This window comes from Thiohalorhabdus sp. Cl-TMA, assembly GCF_041821045.1.
GTDB lineage: Bacteria > Pseudomonadota > Gammaproteobacteria > Thiohalorhabdales > Thiohalorhabdaceae > Thiohalorhabdus > Thiohalorhabdus methylotropha.
Genome location: NZ_JBGUAW010000002.1, coordinates 227,650 through 242,880 on the forward strand (window position 1 = coordinate 227,650; position 15,231 = coordinate 242,880).

Annotated in this window: 14 protein-coding genes; 4 read left to right on the forward strand and 10 right to left on the reverse strand. The window is 66.6% G+C overall.

Going from position 1 to position 15,231, the window contains the following annotated elements; translation table 11 throughout:
* Positions 1-119: 119 nt before the first annotated feature.
* From soxA to ACERLL_RS03385, 10 genes are all read right to left on the reverse strand, one after another.
* Complete coding sequence (soxA, locus tag ACERLL_RS03340) at positions 120-992, reverse strand: sulfur oxidation c-type cytochrome SoxA (protein WP_373654641.1); 873 nt, start codon at positions 990-992, stop codon at positions 120-122.
* A 39-nt stretch (positions 993-1,031) separates the two neighbouring features.
* Positions 1,032-1,361 carry a thiosulfate oxidation carrier complex protein SoxZ gene (gene soxZ, locus ACERLL_RS03345; RefSeq protein WP_373654642.1) on the reverse strand — a complete coding sequence of 110 codons (330 nt, stop codon included), beginning with the start codon at positions 1,359-1,361 and terminating at the stop codon, positions 1,032-1,034.
* A gap of 59 nt (positions 1,362-1,420) precedes the next feature.
* A complete protein-coding gene (soxY, locus tag ACERLL_RS03350) occupies positions 1,421-1,924 on the reverse strand; it encodes a thiosulfate oxidation carrier protein SoxY (protein ID WP_373654643.1) in 504 nt (167 codons plus the stop codon).
* Between the two features lie 37 nt (positions 1,925-1,961).
* Positions 1,962-2,351, reverse strand: a complete 390-nt coding sequence (gene soxX, locus ACERLL_RS03355) for a sulfur oxidation c-type cytochrome SoxX (protein WP_373654644.1) — start codon at positions 2,349-2,351, stop codon at positions 1,962-1,964.
* 431 nt (positions 2,352-2,782) lie between these two features.
* Positions 2,783-4,168, reverse strand: a complete 1,386-nt coding sequence (locus tag ACERLL_RS03360; protein ID WP_373654645.1) for a sigma-54-dependent transcriptional regulator — start codon at positions 4,166-4,168, stop codon at positions 2,783-2,785.
* An 8-nt stretch (positions 4,169-4,176) separates the two neighbouring features.
* The gene (locus tag ACERLL_RS03365; RefSeq protein ID WP_373654646.1) at positions 4,177-5,634 is read right to left on the reverse strand and encodes a sensor histidine kinase; all 1,458 of its coding nucleotides are present in this window, start codon (positions 5,632-5,634) and stop codon (positions 4,177-4,179) included.
* Positions 5,631-6,560: a phosphate/phosphite/phosphonate ABC transporter substrate-binding protein gene (locus tag ACERLL_RS03370; protein ID WP_373654647.1), complete on the reverse strand. Its 930-nt coding sequence runs from the start codon at positions 6,558-6,560 to the stop codon at positions 5,631-5,633. Before ACERLL_RS03370 ends, ACERLL_RS03365 begins: the two co-directional genes overlap by 4 nt.
* Before the next feature lie 45 nt (positions 6,561-6,605).
* Positions 6,606-8,069, reverse strand: a complete 1,464-nt coding sequence (locus ACERLL_RS03375; protein WP_373654648.1) for a M48 family metalloprotease — start codon at positions 8,067-8,069, stop codon at positions 6,606-6,608.
* 99 nt (positions 8,070-8,168) lie between these two features.
* Positions 8,169-8,663, reverse strand: a complete 495-nt coding sequence (gene moaC / locus ACERLL_RS03380) for a cyclic pyranopterin monophosphate synthase MoaC (RefSeq protein WP_373654649.1) — start codon at positions 8,661-8,663, stop codon at positions 8,169-8,171.
* Positions 8,664-8,778: 115 nt separating this feature from the next.
* Complete coding sequence (locus ACERLL_RS03385) at positions 8,779-9,084, reverse strand: hypothetical protein (RefSeq protein ID WP_373654650.1); 306 nt, start codon at positions 9,082-9,084, stop codon at positions 8,779-8,781.
* 299 nt (positions 9,085-9,383) lie between these two features.
* On the opposite strand from ACERLL_RS03385, the gene ACERLL_RS03390 reads away from it, so the two are divergent.
* The 4 genes from ACERLL_RS03390 to ACERLL_RS03405 are packed head-to-tail and all read left to right on the forward strand — an operon-like array spanning position 9,384 to position 15,216.
* Positions 9,384-10,613: a molybdopterin molybdotransferase MoeA gene (locus ACERLL_RS03390; RefSeq protein ID WP_373654651.1), complete on the forward strand. Its 1,230-nt coding sequence runs from the start codon at positions 9,384-9,386 to the stop codon at positions 10,611-10,613.
* Entirely contained in the window at positions 10,613-13,498 is a 2,886-nt protein-coding gene (locus ACERLL_RS03395) for a molybdopterin oxidoreductase family protein (RefSeq protein WP_373654652.1), read from the forward strand. Before ACERLL_RS03390 ends, ACERLL_RS03395 begins: the two co-directional genes overlap by 1 nt.
* A gap of 30 nt (positions 13,499-13,528) precedes the next feature.
* The gene (locus tag ACERLL_RS03400; RefSeq protein ID WP_373654653.1) at positions 13,529-14,224 is read left to right on the forward strand and encodes a 4Fe-4S dicluster domain-containing protein; all 696 of its coding nucleotides are present in this window, start codon (positions 13,529-13,531) and stop codon (positions 14,222-14,224) included.
* A 53-nt stretch (positions 14,225-14,277) separates the two neighbouring features.
* Positions 14,278-15,216 (forward strand): dimethyl sulfoxide reductase anchor subunit family protein, encoded by a 939-nt coding sequence (locus ACERLL_RS03405; RefSeq protein ID WP_373654654.1) that lies wholly within the window; start codon positions 14,278-14,280, stop codon positions 15,214-15,216.
* Positions 15,217-15,231: the final 15 nt, after the last annotated feature.

Sequence of the window (15,231 nt, forward strand, 5' to 3'; positions counted from 1 at the left end):
CGCATTGGGCGCCCTCCCTTTTCCTTGGCCGGATCGCCGCAAGTCCCGGTTCGGCTCAGGTCGCAAAAAAATAGGCCCGGGGCGGACCCGGGCCTAATACGGCGGCTCCTGCGGAGCGGCTAGAGGCTGTGCCCCGGCACCCGCATCGGCTCACCGTTGGAGAGCGAGCCGTGGTAAAGCTCCAGGGCCCGATAGGCGGGATCCTGGAAGGGCAGGTCGTGCGCCCGGACACGGCGGTTGCAGCCCCGATACCGGGTATGCATGAGGCGCGTCTGCTGCTGCTTCATGCGGAAGGTCGGGAACTTGTTGTACTGCCCGCGCACATCGGACAGGATCTGTCCGCGGATGCGCATGCCGCCGTTCAGCACGTGGCAGGTCCCGCAGGCGAAGTTCAGCTGGCCGCGCTTCATCCAGTAGAACTTCTTGCCCTTCTCCCAGTACTCCTTCGCCTTGCCGTCGGTGGCGATATCCAGCGGCATGCCGGTGGAGAGGGACTTCACGAAGATGGTCATGTAGCGCATCTTCTTGCCGTGCTTCTGGCTCCAGTTCCAGGGCTCGGCGTCCATGTTGTTGGCCCGGCAGATGTTGATCTGCATCGCCAGGGTGCGCACGCCTTCGTCCTCGATGGCCTTGTTGGGGTTCAGCGCCTCGCCCTGCTTCTGGCCCTTATGGACTAGCTCGGGCCCGGAGGTGTTCCCGATGGGATAGACCGAATCCACCACCTTGGGGTATTGGGTGGCGGCGCCCTTCAGGTCCTCGCCATCCTCACCGTGGCAAGAGGCGCAGGACTTGCCGTTGGGGCCTTCCTGCTGGAACAGGGCCTTGCCCTCATCGATGTCGAGCTCGCCGGGGTTGAACTGCTCCCCGATGGCCTCGGCACCCTCCTCGGAAACGGCCCGCTGCTGCTCCTCGCCGGTTAGCTGGGCGCCGGCCTGGCTCGTGCCGAGCAACAGCGCGAGCGTGGCCGCGGCTACGGACAGACGTTCTTTCATGCTGGGTCCTCCTGCTGGCGTAGTCGGGAGCTAGCGCGGCTAGCCGACCTGAACCTGGGCTTCGGCGGTGTAGGTGCCGCCCTGATTGTCTTCCCAGGTCATCTTCAGGGTGCCGCTGGATTCCGGGGCGATGTAATAGGACATATACGGGTTCTTGCTGATCGCCACGCTCCAGTCGGCCTCGAAGATACGGGTGCCGTTGAAGTCCGCCTTCACTTTCTGCACGTAATGGGCGGGGATCTTCTCGCCGGTCTTGGGGTCCTTGCGCAGGCCGGTTTCCATGGGATGCAGGATCAGGGCGCGAACCTGGGTGGGCTGGCCCTTCTTGGCGTTCCCGACCCGGATACGAGCGGTTCCAGTCTTAGCCATCTTGATTTTCCCCTATCGTATTCTGTGTAGGCCGAAGTCTTTGCGGTCTGCCCGGTGGCTCAGCCGCCGCAGCCGCCGATGGTGACCCGGACTTCCTTGCTGGTCTTGTAGAACTGGCCGTCGGTGGTCTCGGCGACGGCGACGATGTCGGAAGTCTCGTTCATCTTGATGCGGGTGGAGACCTCCGGCCGGCCGGTTTCGAGCATGTGGAAGCGGGCCGTATAGGGGGCCGGGTTCTTGGTCACGAAGATGTGGAACTTGGCCACCTTCCCGGGCTCCAGATCGCTGCTCGCGGTGATGGGCACCACGGCGCCGTTCTCGGCGATGGTGGGCGTCTTCAGGCTGACGTGCCCCTCCTGCACGTCGGTGGTCCCGAGAGCCGTCTGCATGGCGGAATCCATGCTTTCCTGGTTGAAGGCTTCCTTGGGGAACGGGAAGTTGGCGGCCAGGCTCTTGACCGGTTTCAGCAGTCCGGCTCCGGCGGCGGCCACCACGGCACCCGTCGTGCCGAGGGTCTTCAGGAAGGAGCGCCGGCCGGTGTTCTGAGTGTTTGCAACGCGCATCGAGTGGTTCCTCCGTGAATCGGTTTCGCTTCGCCGTTTAATAGTGAAGCGTCATGAGGTAGGCGACGATCTTGTCCACTTCCTCTTCGGACAGGATCTCGTGCTTCCCGAAGGGGGGCATGGAGGTGACCGTGTTGAACTGCTCCGGGTCCCAGATCTGGTTCCGGATGCGCTCCTTGCTCAGCCGGTCGGCGACGCCTACCAGACTGGGTCCGAGATTTCCGGGGAGCTCCCCGCCGGGAATCTCATGGCAGGCCAGGCAGTTGCCCTTCTTCCGGTCGAAGGCGAGGTCCTTGCCCTGCTGTTCCGTACGGCCCAGCTCTTCTCCGTCGTCTTGGGCAATGGCAACGTTGGCGGCGCTGCCGACGACGAGCATGGCGGCTCCCAAAAGCGGGGCGCCGAGCCGGGAGATTACATTGATCCCCATGTGCACTCCTCCTTTGCGGCTTGACTGTAGGGCCGAAGGGCCGAAAACCAGCCCGGGGCCCAAGAATGCATCCTGTATGCCATATTGGGCTGCGGAGCCGCAACCAATTGTTTTCGAGATTCGTCGTTCATTCCTCATTGGGATGCATTATTCTAAATTGTGTATTGCCTTTGGATTACAGAGGCGGGTCGCGCCCCAGGCGCACACTGGCTTTAGAATAGCATCTCCCAGAAGCCTGTCCACAAGCTGAGCCCCTGTAGGAGGCCGATTTTGAAGGAGAAAAGTTTCGTAAATGGGCCCTTAAAGGATTCGAATGCTCAATTTTGGTATATTAATAAACTTTAATATTTGAGTTTTCTTGTACTCAGACGGCGCAGCAAGCTCTGATTCTTCTACTGCAAGTGCCGTACCGTCGGTAGCCGCATTGTCGCTCAAGAAGGCGCGGACGGGTCGGGGGCGCCCTCCGGCTCCTCTTCACCGTCGCTGCCCAGCAGGCCCAGGTTCTTCATCTTGGTGCGCAGCTGTTTGCGGCTTATGCCCAGCAGGACCGCCGCCTGGCTCTGGTTCCAGTTGGTCTTCTCCATGGCGTCGATCACCACCTGCCGCTCGATGGTGGGGAGGTGGTGGGTGGGGAAATCGGCCTTGGCCGAAGCGGCGGGCGGCCTGGAGAGCTCGTGTGGCAGGTCCTCGGAGCCCATCGTGTCGCCCTGGGTCATGACCACGGTGCGCTCGAGGATGTTCTCCAGCTCCCGTATGTTGCCGGGCCAGGGATAGGCCTGGAGGACCGAGAGGGCCTCCGCGGTGAGCACCGGCGGATTGCGGCCCAGCTGATGGGCGAACCGTTCCAGGAAATGGCGGGCCAGCAGGGGGATGTCTTCCATGCGCTCGCGCAGGGGCGGGAGGTGCAGGGGGATGACGTTGAGGCGGTAATAGAGGTCCTCCCGGAACCGTCCTTCCTCAGCGTCCCGGGCAAGATCCCGGTTGGTGGCGGTAACCAGGCGGGCGTTCACCGGCAGGGCGCGGTGGCTGCCGAGGCGCGTGATCTCCCGCTCCTGGAGGGCGCGCAGGAGCTTCACCTGCATGGCCAGGGGCATCTCCCCCACCTCGTCCAGGAACAGGGTGCCCTTGCCCGCCTCTTCGAATTTGCCCGGCCGGGCCTGGTGGGCGCCGGTGAACGCCCCCTTCTCGTAGCCGAACAGCTCGCTCTCTATCAGCTCGCCGGGAAGGGCGGCGCAGTTCACCGCCACGAAGGGCTCCCGGGACCGCGGCGAGGCCGTGTGCAGGGCACGCGCCACCAGCTCCTTGCCGGTGCCCGACTCCCCCGTGATCTGCACGGTGGACGGGGCCGGCGCCACGAGCTCGATGGTGTGCAGCAGCTCGCGGATGGGCGGGCTGTTGCCCACGATGCCGTAGTCCTGCTCGGGGTACTGCGTGGGCAGGGCGTGTCCGGAGCGGTTGAGGAGGTTGCGGACCAGCGCCACCAGGTCCGCTTCTTCCACCGGCTTGGTGAGATAATGGTCGGCCCCGGCCTTCATGGCCTCCACGGCGTGCTCCACGTTGCCGTAGGCGGTGACGATGATCACCGGGAGGTCCGGATGCTCGGCCTTGAGGGCGTGCATGAGGTCCAGGCCGTTGCGGTCGCCCCCCAGCCGGTGGTCGGTAACCACCAGGTCCGCGCCGTGCCGGGCGAACTGCGCAAGGGCCTCCTCGGCGTCCTCCGCCGTCCGGGTGCGGAAGCCCTCGCCCTCCACCCAGGCCGCCATCACCCGGCGCAGATTGCGTTCGTCCTCGACGATCAGAATAGTGCGCTCTGCCATGGCTCCGATTACCCGGTTCTGGGAAGCGTCAGCGTGAAGCGGGCGCCGCCGCCCGGAGCGTCGTCCACCTCCACCTGGCCCCCGTGCTGCAGCACCACCTTGGAGACCACCGCCAGCCCCAGCCCGCTACCGTGGTTCTTGGTGGTCACGAAGGGCTTGAAGATCCGCTCGCGATCCGCCTCGGGGATGCCCGGCCCCGTATCGCGCACGATGATCTTGCGCGTGCTGCGGGGTCCGGGCTCCAACCATACGCTTACCCGGTCCCCCGGCTCCAGGGCGTCCAGGGCATTGGTCAGGAGGTTCACCAGCGCCTGGTGGAGGAGCTGGGCGTCCACCGGACACCGTTTCTCCTCGGAGCAGCGGCAGTCCAGCGTCACCCCGGCATTGGCGTAGTCGTTCTCCAGGCGGCCGCAGGTATCCCTGATCAGGGCGCACAGATCGCGCTCCTCCAGCTGGGGCTCGAAGGGTCGGCTGAAATCGAGGAAGCCCTCGGTCATCTCGTAGAGCCGGTAGACTTCCTCCTCGATGATCTCGGAGAACTCGGCCTTCTGGGAGGCCTCCGGGTGACGGCGCAGATAGCGGGCGGCGCCGCGCAGGCTGGACAGCGAATTGCGCAGCTCGTGCGCCACGTGGGCCGACATCTCGCCGATGGTGGCCAGGCAGTACTGGGCCTGCTGCTTGCGATGCAGACGGTCCAGCTCGATCAGGTAGCTGCTGAGGGTGGAGCGGAGGCGTCCGAAGCCGTGCTGGAGGCGCGCCAGCTCGTCGCCGGCGGGCGGGCCGCTCTCGTCCTCGCTGCCGGCGGTGGCGAACTCCCGCTCCATAGCCTCCACCTGTCCGGTTAGGCGTCGGATGGGCCGGGTGACGAAGCCCGAGACCAGGAAGGCGCCGGCGGTTCCCACCACGCCGGTGAGCAGGCCCAGCCACAGGAGCTTCTGCAGGGTCGCCGACAGGTTCTCGGCGACGATCTGCTGGAGCTCCTCCGGGTCGAAGCGCACATGGACCCGCCCCAGGAGCTCGTCGCGGACGTTGATGGGATGGCTCGCCGTCTTCAGGAGCTTGCTGGAGGTCAGAGGCAGCAGGTCCAGGGCCGAGGAGGAAGGGGACGCAGGTGCGCTGTCGCTGGCCCAATCGGGCCGTTTCTGTCCCAATTCGGACAGCTTGGTGGAGGCCAGGGTCCGCTGGGTGGCGTCGGTGATCACCACCGCCTCCACGGCGCGGTTGCTGCCCGCCTGCTCCACCAGGGTCTGGAGCGCGGCCAGATCGGTGGTGAGCAGGGGGCTGCGGGCGCTGGTGGAAAGGTCCCGGACCATGCGGAGGTTCTCGGAGACCAGCTGCTGCTCGAGGTCCCGGTTCACGGAGGTATACACCACCAGCGCCACCGCCAGGAAGATGCCGGTGATCAGCAGCAGGACGTACAGGGCGCCCTTGGTCTGCAGGGGCAGTCGCTGGAAGCGGCTGATCATTCCCGCCTTCCTTCGGTGCTCGTGGTCCGGTCCGCGGGATCCAGCAGGTTCAGGGGGGTAGACGGCGTGCCATGGCGGCGCTCCATCGCCCGGATCACATCGTAGTCCGCATCCGTCGTGGCCACGAAGCCGTTCACGTCGCTGCCGATGGCCCGCAGTACGGATTCGGCCTGGAGACTGGTAAGAATGCCGGTGAGGCGCCGGCGGAAGGCGGCGTCGATCCCTCGGTTGGCGGCCAGCAGATACTGGGGGATGGGCCGGGAATAGCGGAGTGCCCGCAGCACCCCCTTCTCCAGGAAGGGCCGGGCGGAGGACTCGTCCACGGCGGTGGCGTCGAAGAGGTCCGCGGCCACCGAGTAGAGGGCATTCTCGTTGGATCCGAGGGTGCGCTTCTCGAAGAAGTCCCGGCCCGGATTGAGGCCGGCCTCCGCGAACATGGCCTCCGGAACCAGGCGCGATGCGGCGCAGACCGGATTGCCGTAGGCGAACCGCGCCCCCTCCAGCTCCTCCAGACGGGCATAGGGGCTGCCGTCACGTACCACCACCACCGTGCGGAAGGTGCTCTGCCCGTGACGCTCGAGCCGTGCCAGGGCGGTCAGTGCCCCTTCATCGGCCAGGCGCGTGTAGATGAGCGGACAGAGGTAGGCGATCTGCGGCCGGTCCTGCCGGGCCAGGCGGAGCAGGGATTCCAGGTCCCCCGCCACCCGCGCTTCCACCGGAATGTCGAGGGCCTTTTCCAGGTGCTGGGCCAGGGGCTGGAACCGTGCGTAGACCTGATCGGCGCTGGACAGGGGCGGCAGGAGGAGGCGGAGCCGCTCGGGGGGCTCCGCGGAGGCGGTCGGCGCCCCGGCCAGCAGGAACAGCCCCGCCAGGAGCGGCAAACCGCGGAAGAAGAGGCGTTTGGCGAGTCTAAGGGGCGCCTGCATGGGATTCCTTGCGGGGAAGCGGGGGGGGCCGGCGCGGGGCCCGCCCTATAACTGAAGCTCCTTGATGCGCGCCCGGATCAGGCCAAGCTGATCCGAGCTTTGCTCCTGCGCCAGCCGCTCGGCCAGGCGCAGCTGCTCCAGGGCCTCGGCGCGCTGCCCCAGCAGCCAGCGGGCCTCGGCCTCCGCGCGATGGGCCTGGATGGGCTGATCGGTCCGGGCGTAGGCCTCGGCCAGGGCGCGATGGGCGGAGGCGCGGTCCGGATAGTCCCGGGTGACCTCCACCAGGGTGCGCAGGGCTTCGGAGGCATTGCCCTCGGCGAGCTGCGCCTCCCCGAGCTGTTCCCGCAGCTCGGGCGCGTCCGGGCGGAGCTCCAGGGCAGAGCGGATGGCTTGCACCGCCCCGCCGGGCCGTCCGGCGCTCAGGAGGAGCTCGGCCAGGGCGCTGCGGTAGGCCACCTCTTCGGGGGCGTCCTCCATGAGGCCGCGCAGGATGCCGATGGCTTCCTCGGTGCGTCCGCTGAACCGGGCGGCCAGGGCCAGCCCGTAGCGGGCGGAATGGTCCTGGGGCCTCCGCTTCACCGCCTCCCTGAAATGGTTATAGGCTTCCTGGCTGGACTCCGCGCTGATGGCGCGCATGCGGGCGCGGATGCGCTGGAAGGTGTCCTCGCCCAGCGGGGTGGAAGCGGAGGCGGCCTGCATGCGGCTGGCGCGGTTGCGCGCGTCGGAGATCCGATTCGTGGTCAGGGGGTGCGTGGACATGTAGGCCGGGGGCGACTGGCCCTGGAGCTGCGCCCAGTTCTGCAGCTCCTCGAGGAAGGCCGGAAGCCCCTCCGGGTCGAAGCCGCTGGCCGCCAGATAGCCCACGCCCAGGCGGTCCGCCTCGTGCTCGTGGCTGCGGCTGTAGGAAAGCATCTCCTGCTGGGAATAGGCGCTCGCGCCGGCAACCAGCGCCTGGGCGGCCTCTCCCTGTCCCTGCATGCCCGCCATCACCCCCGCAAGCACCAGCAGCAGGGATTCGAGCTGGGTCTGCTGGCTGGCGGCCACCTGCCGGGCCATGTGGCGCTGGGTGATGTGGGCGATCTCGTGGGCCAGCACGCCGGCCAGCTCGGCGGCGGAGTCCGTCGCCTCGATCAGGCCGGAGTGGAGGAAGATGTAGCCGCCGGGCACGGCGAAGGCGTTCAGGCTGGGGTCCTGCACCACGTAGAAATGGAACGGGTAGGCGTGGAAATCCGTCTGGGCGGCGATGCGGTGACCGATGGTGCGGACGTACTCCAGGATCTCCGGGTCCTGCACGAAGGTCAGCTGCCGCTGCGCCCGGCTCAGGAATCGTTTGCCGATCTCCCTTTCCTGGGTGGCGGTGAGCGCGCCGCCGGTCTGGCTGCCGAGGGAGGGGAGCTGGTCCGCCGAAACGGTCGGTGCCGATCCGAGCAGGCCCATTAATAGAGCCGCCAGCACGCGGCGGGCCTTACGTGTGCGCAGGGAGGTCCGGAGGTGGGGCATGGTCGCCATGGGTCGGTCGGAAAAAAATCGGTACCCAACAATACTGCGTGCTATTAGGCCCTGACCGGAGCCTCGAGTTCCTGCCTGTCCCGGAAAGGGACACCCGGCTCAGTCCGGATCGCGCCGCCAGTGCCCGGAGCGGCCCCCGGATTTTTCCACCAGCCGCACCTGGTCGATTTCCATGGCCCGGTCCATGGCCTTGCACATATCGTACACCGTGAGCAGGGCCACGTTGACGGCCGTGAGGGCTTCCATTTCCACACCGGTGCGGTTGGCCGTCTTGACCGTGGCCGTCACCCGCACCGCAGACGGCCGATCCTCGTCCCGGAAGTCCAGCTCCACCGAGGTGATGGGCAAGGGGTGGCAGAGGGGGATCAGGGTACCGGTCTGCTTGGCCGCCTGGATACCAGCGATGCGCGCCACGCCGAGCACGTCCCCCTTGGCCACCTGGCCGGCCCGGATACGCTCCAGGGTGGCGGGGTCCATGCCGATCCGGCCCTCCGCCACGGCCGTCCGCTCGGTAACGGCCTTGTCGCCCACGTCCACCATGCGGGCGTTGCCTTCGGGATCGAAATGGGAAAGGGGGTCTTCTGCGCTGGTCATGGGGCTCCTCCCGGAAAATACACAAAGGGGCCGGGAAGACAGTCCCGGCCCCGGAATGGGGATAGGTGCCGAAATCGCCCCCGGGCGCGCCCCCGGGAACCAGCGCGGCGGGCGCTTACTTGCCCCGCCCCGGGGCGGAAGCGTAGTGGAACATGGTCTCCCGGTCCCGCCACATCTTCTCTTCGAGCAGCTCGTCGGGAACGGTGAAGAAATGCGACCGGTCCGCCGGCTTGGTTTTGACGATCTTGACCACGTCATTATACGCCATCTTGCGGAACAGGCCGTCATTGTCCGTGGACCTGACGATCATGAACTCATCGAACAGCTTAAATACATAGAAGTTCCCGGGGCGGAGCTTTCCGTTGCGGTCCTTGTAAGTAACCGTAATCCGGGTGTTTTCCTGGAATTCGCTGCGGTCCACCGTCAGTCCTCCTGGGGTAACGTAGCCTTCCCGAGAGCGTGGGCCCGGATCGGACCCGGCCGGTTTGGGGCCATGCCCGGGTGGACGTACAATCCATGGGGGAATTCGCTAAGCGAGGTCAAGCTAGCACGGGGGTTCGGGGGCAACAAATAAAGGGCTTTGATCCCCGAATTAAAATTACTGCCTTGCCAGGGGGCAGGGCAATCGCCAACATTGCCCGTTCTCAAAAACCCCCGATCACCTCGCGTCTTCCGGGGGTTCGGCGGGTTGGCGGTCTGGGCTGCATCTGGAGAACTATCATGCTGGCCGTGGAAGATGCCCGGAACCGAGTCCTGCAGGAAATCGTGTCCAGCCCGGAGAGCGAAACGGTCCCGACGGCCGATGCGGCGGGCCGTTACCTGACCGAGGCCCCCCTGGCCCGGGTGGGGAGTCCGGCCTTCGACAATTCGGCCATGGACGGCTACGCCTTGCGCGCCACCGATCTGGGCGACGATGGCGGCGAGCTGCCGGTGGCCTTCACCGTGGCCGCCGGCGACGACCCCCAGGCGCTACCGCCGGGCGCGTGCGCCCGCATCATGACCGGAGCCGCCATCCCTTCCGGCGCGGACAGCGTGGTGATGCAGGAGAAGGTGACCGCCCTGGAGGGACGGGCCCGCTTCGGCGAGCGCCCGGCGGTGGGCAGCAATATCCGCGGCAGCGGCGAGGATGTGCATCCGAATGCCCGGCTGGCGGAGCCGGGGGAGCGCATCTCCCCCATCACGGTCTCCGCCCTGGCGACCGCCGGCGTGGGCACCGTCCGGGTGGCCCGCAGGCCGTGCGTGGCGGTGCTTTCCACGGGATCCGAGCTAAGTGATCCCGGGGAGCCCCCGGCGCCGGGCATGATCTACGACTCCAACCGCTTCGCCCTGCTGGCCATGCTGCGCCAGATCGGGGTCGAAGCGGTGGACGGCGGGCGGGTACCCGACGACCTGGATCTCCTGCGCGCTTCCATGGACAGCGCCGCCCAGTACGACGCCGTCATCACCAGCGGCGGGGTGTCCGTCGGCGAGTTCGACCACGTCAAGCGGATCCTGGAGGAGAAGGGCGAGATCGGCTTCTGGAAGGTGGCCATCAAGCCCGGCAAGCCCTTCGCCTTCGGACGTCTCGGCGGCGCCTACTTCTTCGGGCTCCCGGGGAACCCCGTTTCATCCCTGGTTACCTTCCAGCAGTTCGTGCGCCCTGCCTTAATCCACTGGATGGGCGGCACTCCGGTTTCGGTCCGGGTGTCGGCAATGGCGGGGAGCGAGTACCAGCGGCCACACACGAGCCGCACCGAATTCTTGCGCGCCCGTCTGCAATGGGACGGCGGGCGGCTGGTGGCCAGCCCCCTTACCCGGCAGGGCTCCGGGATGATCTGGGGCATGAGCCGCGCACACGCGTACATCGTCGTGGAGGCGGGCGATCACGGCTTCCAGGCCGGCGACCCGGTGGTGGTGGAGCCCATCAGCGACTGGTGCAGCTTTGGCGAGCCGCAATCTAGGGGCGAATAATGACTGCGAGCGGATTGACCTACTATTCGGATCCTGAGCACTACGAGGACCATTCCCGCCAGGAGGTGAAGTACACCACCTGCTATATGTGCGCCTGCCGGTGCGGGGTGAAGGTGTATGTGGAGGACAACAAGCTCCGCTACCTGAAGGGCAACCCCGACCACCCCACCAACCAGGGCGTCCTGTGCGGGAAGGGGTCCGCGGGGATCATGAAGCAGTACTCCCCGGCCAAGCTCCAGAAGCCCCTGCTGCGCAAGCCCGGTGCCGAGCGCGGCTCCGGAGAGTTCCAGGAGATCTCCTGGGAGGAGGCCCTGGGCATGCTCTCCGAGCGGCTGGAGAAGATCCGCTCCAGCGACCCGCGCAAGCTCGCCTTCTTCACCGGCCGCGACCAGATGCAGGCCCTAACCGGCCTGTGGGCGACCCAGTTCGGCACGCCGAACTTCGCCGCCCACGGTGGCTTCTGCTCGGTGAACATGGCGGCCGGCGGCATCTACACCACCGGCTCCCCGTTCTGGGAGTTCGGTAGCCCCGACTGGGACCGCACCAAGTACTTCCTGATGTGGGGAGTGGCCGAGGACCACGACTCCAACCCCATCAAGATCGGTCTGGAGAAGATCAAGCGCCGGGGCGCCAAGTTCGTGGCCATCAATCCGGTGCGTACCGGCTATGCGGCCATCGCCGACGACTGGGTGGGCATCCGACCGGGCACGGACGCCATGCTGGCGCTGTCCATGGTCCACGTCCTGCTCGAGCGTGAGCTGTTCGACTGGGAATACCTGATCCGCTACACCAACGCGCCCTACCTGGTGATCGACAACGAGGGCGCCTCGGATCACGGCCTGTTCCTGCGCGATGGCGACGGCCGCCCGCTGATCTGGGACCAGAACGCTGGGGATTTCGCCGACGCCACCGGCACCGATATCGCGCCCGCGCTGTTCGGCGAGTTCACCGGCCCGGACGGCGAGCGGGTCAAGACCGCCATGACGCTCATGGCGGAGCGCTACCTCTCCGAGGAGTACAGCCCGGAGCGTGCCGCGGAGATCACCGGCATCGATGCCGAGCGCATCGAGCAGATCGCCCTGGAGATGGCCCACGTGGCCTTCCGCGAGACCATCGAGATCGACCAGGAGTGGACCGACTGGGCGGGCCGCAAGCAGGAAAAGTTCATCGGCCGGCCCGTGTCCATGCACGCCATGCGCGGCATCTCCGCCCACTCCAACGGCTTCCAGACCTGCCGGTCCATCCACTTCCTGCAGATGCTGCTGGGTACCGTGGACGTGCCGGGCGGGTTCCGCTCCAAGCCGCCCTTCCCCAAGCCGGTTCCACCCAACGCCAAGCCCATGGGGGGTGACGTGGAGAAGGCGCTGGCGCCCGACACGCCGCTGGCCGGGGCACCCCTGGGCCAGCCCACGGCGCCGGAGGACCTGCTGTACACCGAGGACGGCAAGCCCCTGCGGATCGACAAGGCCTACACCTGGGAGGCGCCGCTGGCCGCCCACGGCATGATGCACATGGTCCTCACCAACGCCTACAACGAGGACCCGTACCCCATCGATACCTTCATGACGTTCATGGCGAACATGTCGTGGAACTCCACCATGAACACCACGGGCGTCATGGACATGCTCACCGCCAAGAAGGACGACGGCGAGTACCGCATCCCCTTCGTGGTGGTCTCGGACGCGTTCCACTCGGAGATGGTCAACTACTCCGACCTGGTGCTGCCGGATACCACGTACTTCGAGCGCTACGACTGCATCTCCATGCTCGACCGGCCCATCTCCGAGCCGGACGGTCCGGCCGATGCTATCCGCCATCCGGTCATCGAGCCGGACCGGGACGTGCGCGCCTTCCAGGAGGTGCTGGTGGACCTGGCGGGGCGGCTGAAGCTGCCGGCCTTTACCGACGAAGACGGCGAGCCGAAGTACAAGGACTACAAGGACTTCATCGCCAACTTCGAGCGCGCGCCCGGCATCGGCTTCCTTTCCGGCTGGCGCGGCAAGGACGGCGAGAAATCGCTGGTGGGCGAGCCCAATCCCAATCAGTGGGAGAAGTACCTGGAGAATCAGTCCTTCTTCGCCTACCACCTGCCCGAGCGCATGCGGTTCTACAAGGGCTGGAACAAGGACTACCTGGAATTCGCCAAGGAGTCCGGCTACCTGGGCTCCAGCGATCCGGTGGTGATGAACTTCTATTCCGAGCCGCTGCAGCGCTTCCGGCTGGCGGGCGAGGGGGTCTACGACGGGCCCCGGCCCGAGGATCCGGTGGACCGCGAGCGACTGAAGAGCTACTTCGATCCGCTGCCCTTCTGGTACAAGCCGCTCGAGCAGCAGCGCGTGGAGGACGACGAGTATCCGTTCTTCGCCCTCACGCAGCGGCCCATGATCATGTACCACTCCTGGGACTCCCAGAACGCCTGGCAGCGCCAGATCCTGGCCAAGAACTACCTCTACATGAACCGGGCGCGCGCCGAGCAGCTGGGCATCCCGGACCAGGGGTGGGCCTGGGTGGAGAGCCACCACGGCAAGATCCGCTGCCAGGTGAAGCACATGGAGGGTACCGAGCCCACCACGGTGTGGACCTACAACGCCATCGGCAAGCAGAAGGGCTCCTGGGGACTGAAGACCGAGGCGGCCGAGTCCAACGAGGGCTTCCTCATGAACCACCTCATATCCGAGCTGCTGCCGGAGAAGATGGGCGAACGGCGGATTACCAACTCGGACCCGATCACCGGGCAGGCGGCCTGGTTCGACCTCCGGGTCAGGATCTCCCCGGCGGCTCCGGGGGAGCACGGCGTCTGGCCGGAATTCCCCGAGATCAAGCCCTTCCCGGGTGAGCCGGAGCGTCCCGAGGTGCTGCGGTACGACACGCGGGGCCGGAAGTAAGCAGCCGTCATGGCGAGCAAGGAGCACACGATGAAACTCGGACTGGTCATCGATCTGGATACATGCGTGGGCTGCCACGCCTGCGCCACCGCCTGCAAGGAATGGAACGCCTCGGGCGTCACCGGACCTATCTCGGACTACGATCCCTACGGGGCCGAGCCTTCCGGGGTCTGGTTCAACCGCATCCGCCATTTCGAGGTGGGGGAGTACCCGGAGAACAAGACCGTCAACTTCCCCATGTCCTGCCTGCACTGCGAGAACGCCGAGTGCGTGACCGTGTGCCCCACCGGCGCCTCCATCAAGCGGGAAGAGGACGGGATCGTCCTGGTGGACCAGGACAAGTGCATGGGCTGCAACCTGTGCTCCTGGGCCTGCCCGTACGGCGCCCGCGAGCTGGACAAGTCCAGCGGGACCATGAAGAAGTGCACCCTGTGCGTGGACCGCATCTACGATGAGGAGCTCGAGGAGCGGGAGCGCCAGCCGGCCTGTGTGCTCGCCTGCCCGGCCCATGCCCGGATGTTCGGCGACCTGGAGGATCCGGACTCGGCGGTGGGCGAGACCGTGCGCCGTCGCGGCGGTTACTCCCTCATGCCGGAGCTCGGCTACGAGCCCACCAACCAGTACCTGCCGCCGCGCGCCAGCCGGCCCATTCCCACCGATGACCTGCCCAAGCCCAACGCCAAGGACAAGGTCAAGGAATGGACCAACAAGGTGGTCAACCGGTAGCGGCCGGGCCGCGCCCAATCCGACGCACTGCAGTCAAGGAGCCATAGGGAGCCATGAAACCGGCATTCTCGGTGATTCTTTTCACGGTCGCCTCCGGAGCGGGGTTCGGCCTCATCATGCTGGGCATCCTCTTCGATCTGTTCGGCCTGGGCGGGGGGCTGGACCGCAGCAGCCTGCTGGCGGCGGGCGGCCTGGCCTTCGTCCTGATCTCGGTGGGTCTGCTGGCCTCCACCGCGCACCTGGCCAACCCCAAGAACGCGTGGCGCTCGTTCTCCCGGTTCAAGACCTCCTGGCTGTCCAAGGAGGGGGTGTTCGCGGTCCTCTTCTACCCCTTCTTCCTGCTCTACATGCTGGGGGTCTACAGCGGCGCCGGTAGTACCCCGGGGTGGGCGCTGTTCTTCGGGGTGATCGCCTTCCTCCTTGGTCTGGCCACCTTGTTCTCCACCGGCATGATCTACGCCAGCCTCAAGACCATCCGGCAATGGTCGAGCCCGCTGGTGCCGGTGAACTATCTGACCAAGGCCTTCAGTACCGGAATCCTATTGTTGTATGCCCTGGGCCTGGGCGGCCTGCAGCCGGTCAGCGGGATGATCGCCCTGGCGGCGGCGCTCATACTCCTGGCCGCCATGGTGAAGTCCGTCTACTACTTCTGGGTGGCGCAGCCGGCCGGTCCCACCATCAATACCGCCACGGGCTTTACCCGGGCCAAGGTCCAGATACTGGATCCCGGCCACAGCTACGGCACCTTCCTCACCCACGAGTTCGGCTACGTACCGCCCGCCAACCTCGTGAAGGGCCTCAAGGTGGGGGTCTACGTCTTCACCTATCTGCTGCCCCTGGTCCTGCTTTGGCCGGCCGCGGAGGCGCCCGGCAGCGGCGTCATGTGGGTGGCCGCCGTTTCCGCCCTGGCCGGCGCGGCCATGGAGCGCTGGCTGTTCTTCGCCGAGGCCCGGCATGTGGTCAACCTTTACCACGGCGCGCAAACCACCTGAAAATGCACCCGGAGG

Coding starts and splice junctions, on each gene's coding strand:
- ACERLL_RS03375 (WP_373654648.1), bottom strand. CDS start 8,069: ATGGCGACCATGCCCCACCTCCGGACCTCCCTGCGCACACGTAAGGCC.
- ACERLL_RS03360 (WP_373654645.1), bottom strand. CDS start 4,168: ATGGCAGAGCGCACTATTCTGATCGTCGAGGACGAACGCAATCTGCGC.
- ACERLL_RS03405 (WP_373654654.1), top strand. CDS start 14,278: ATGAAACCGGCATTCTCGGTGATTCTTTTCACGGTCGCCTCCGGAGCG.
- soxX (WP_373654644.1), bottom strand. CDS start 2,351: ATGGGGATCAATGTAATCTCCCGGCTCGGCGCCCCGCTTTTGGGAGCC.
- soxZ (WP_373654642.1), bottom strand. CDS start 1,361: ATGGCTAAGACTGGAACCGCTCGTATCCGGGTCGGGAACGCCAAGAAG.
- ACERLL_RS03395 (WP_373654652.1), top strand. CDS start 10,613: ATGACTGCGAGCGGATTGACCTACTATTCGGATCCTGAGCACTACGAG.
- ACERLL_RS03400 (WP_373654653.1), top strand. CDS start 13,529: ATGAAACTCGGACTGGTCATCGATCTGGATACATGCGTGGGCTGCCAC.
- soxA (WP_373654641.1), bottom strand. CDS start 992: ATGAAAGAACGTCTGTCCGTAGCCGCGGCCACGCTCGCGCTGTTGCTC.
- ACERLL_RS03390 (WP_373654651.1), top strand. CDS start 9,384: ATGCTGGCCGTGGAAGATGCCCGGAACCGAGTCCTGCAGGAAATCGTG.
- ACERLL_RS03365 (WP_373654646.1), bottom strand. CDS start 5,634: ATGATCAGCCGCTTCCAGCGACTGCCCCTGCAGACCAAGGGCGCCCTG.
- moaC (WP_373654649.1), bottom strand. CDS start 8,663: ATGACCAGCGCAGAAGACCCCCTTTCCCATTTCGATCCCGAAGGCAAC.
- soxY (WP_373654643.1), bottom strand. CDS start 1,924: ATGCGCGTTGCAAACACTCAGAACACCGGCCGGCGCTCCTTCCTGAAG.
- ACERLL_RS03370 (WP_373654647.1), bottom strand. CDS start 6,560: ATGCAGGCGCCCCTTAGACTCGCCAAACGCCTCTTCTTCCGCGGTTTG.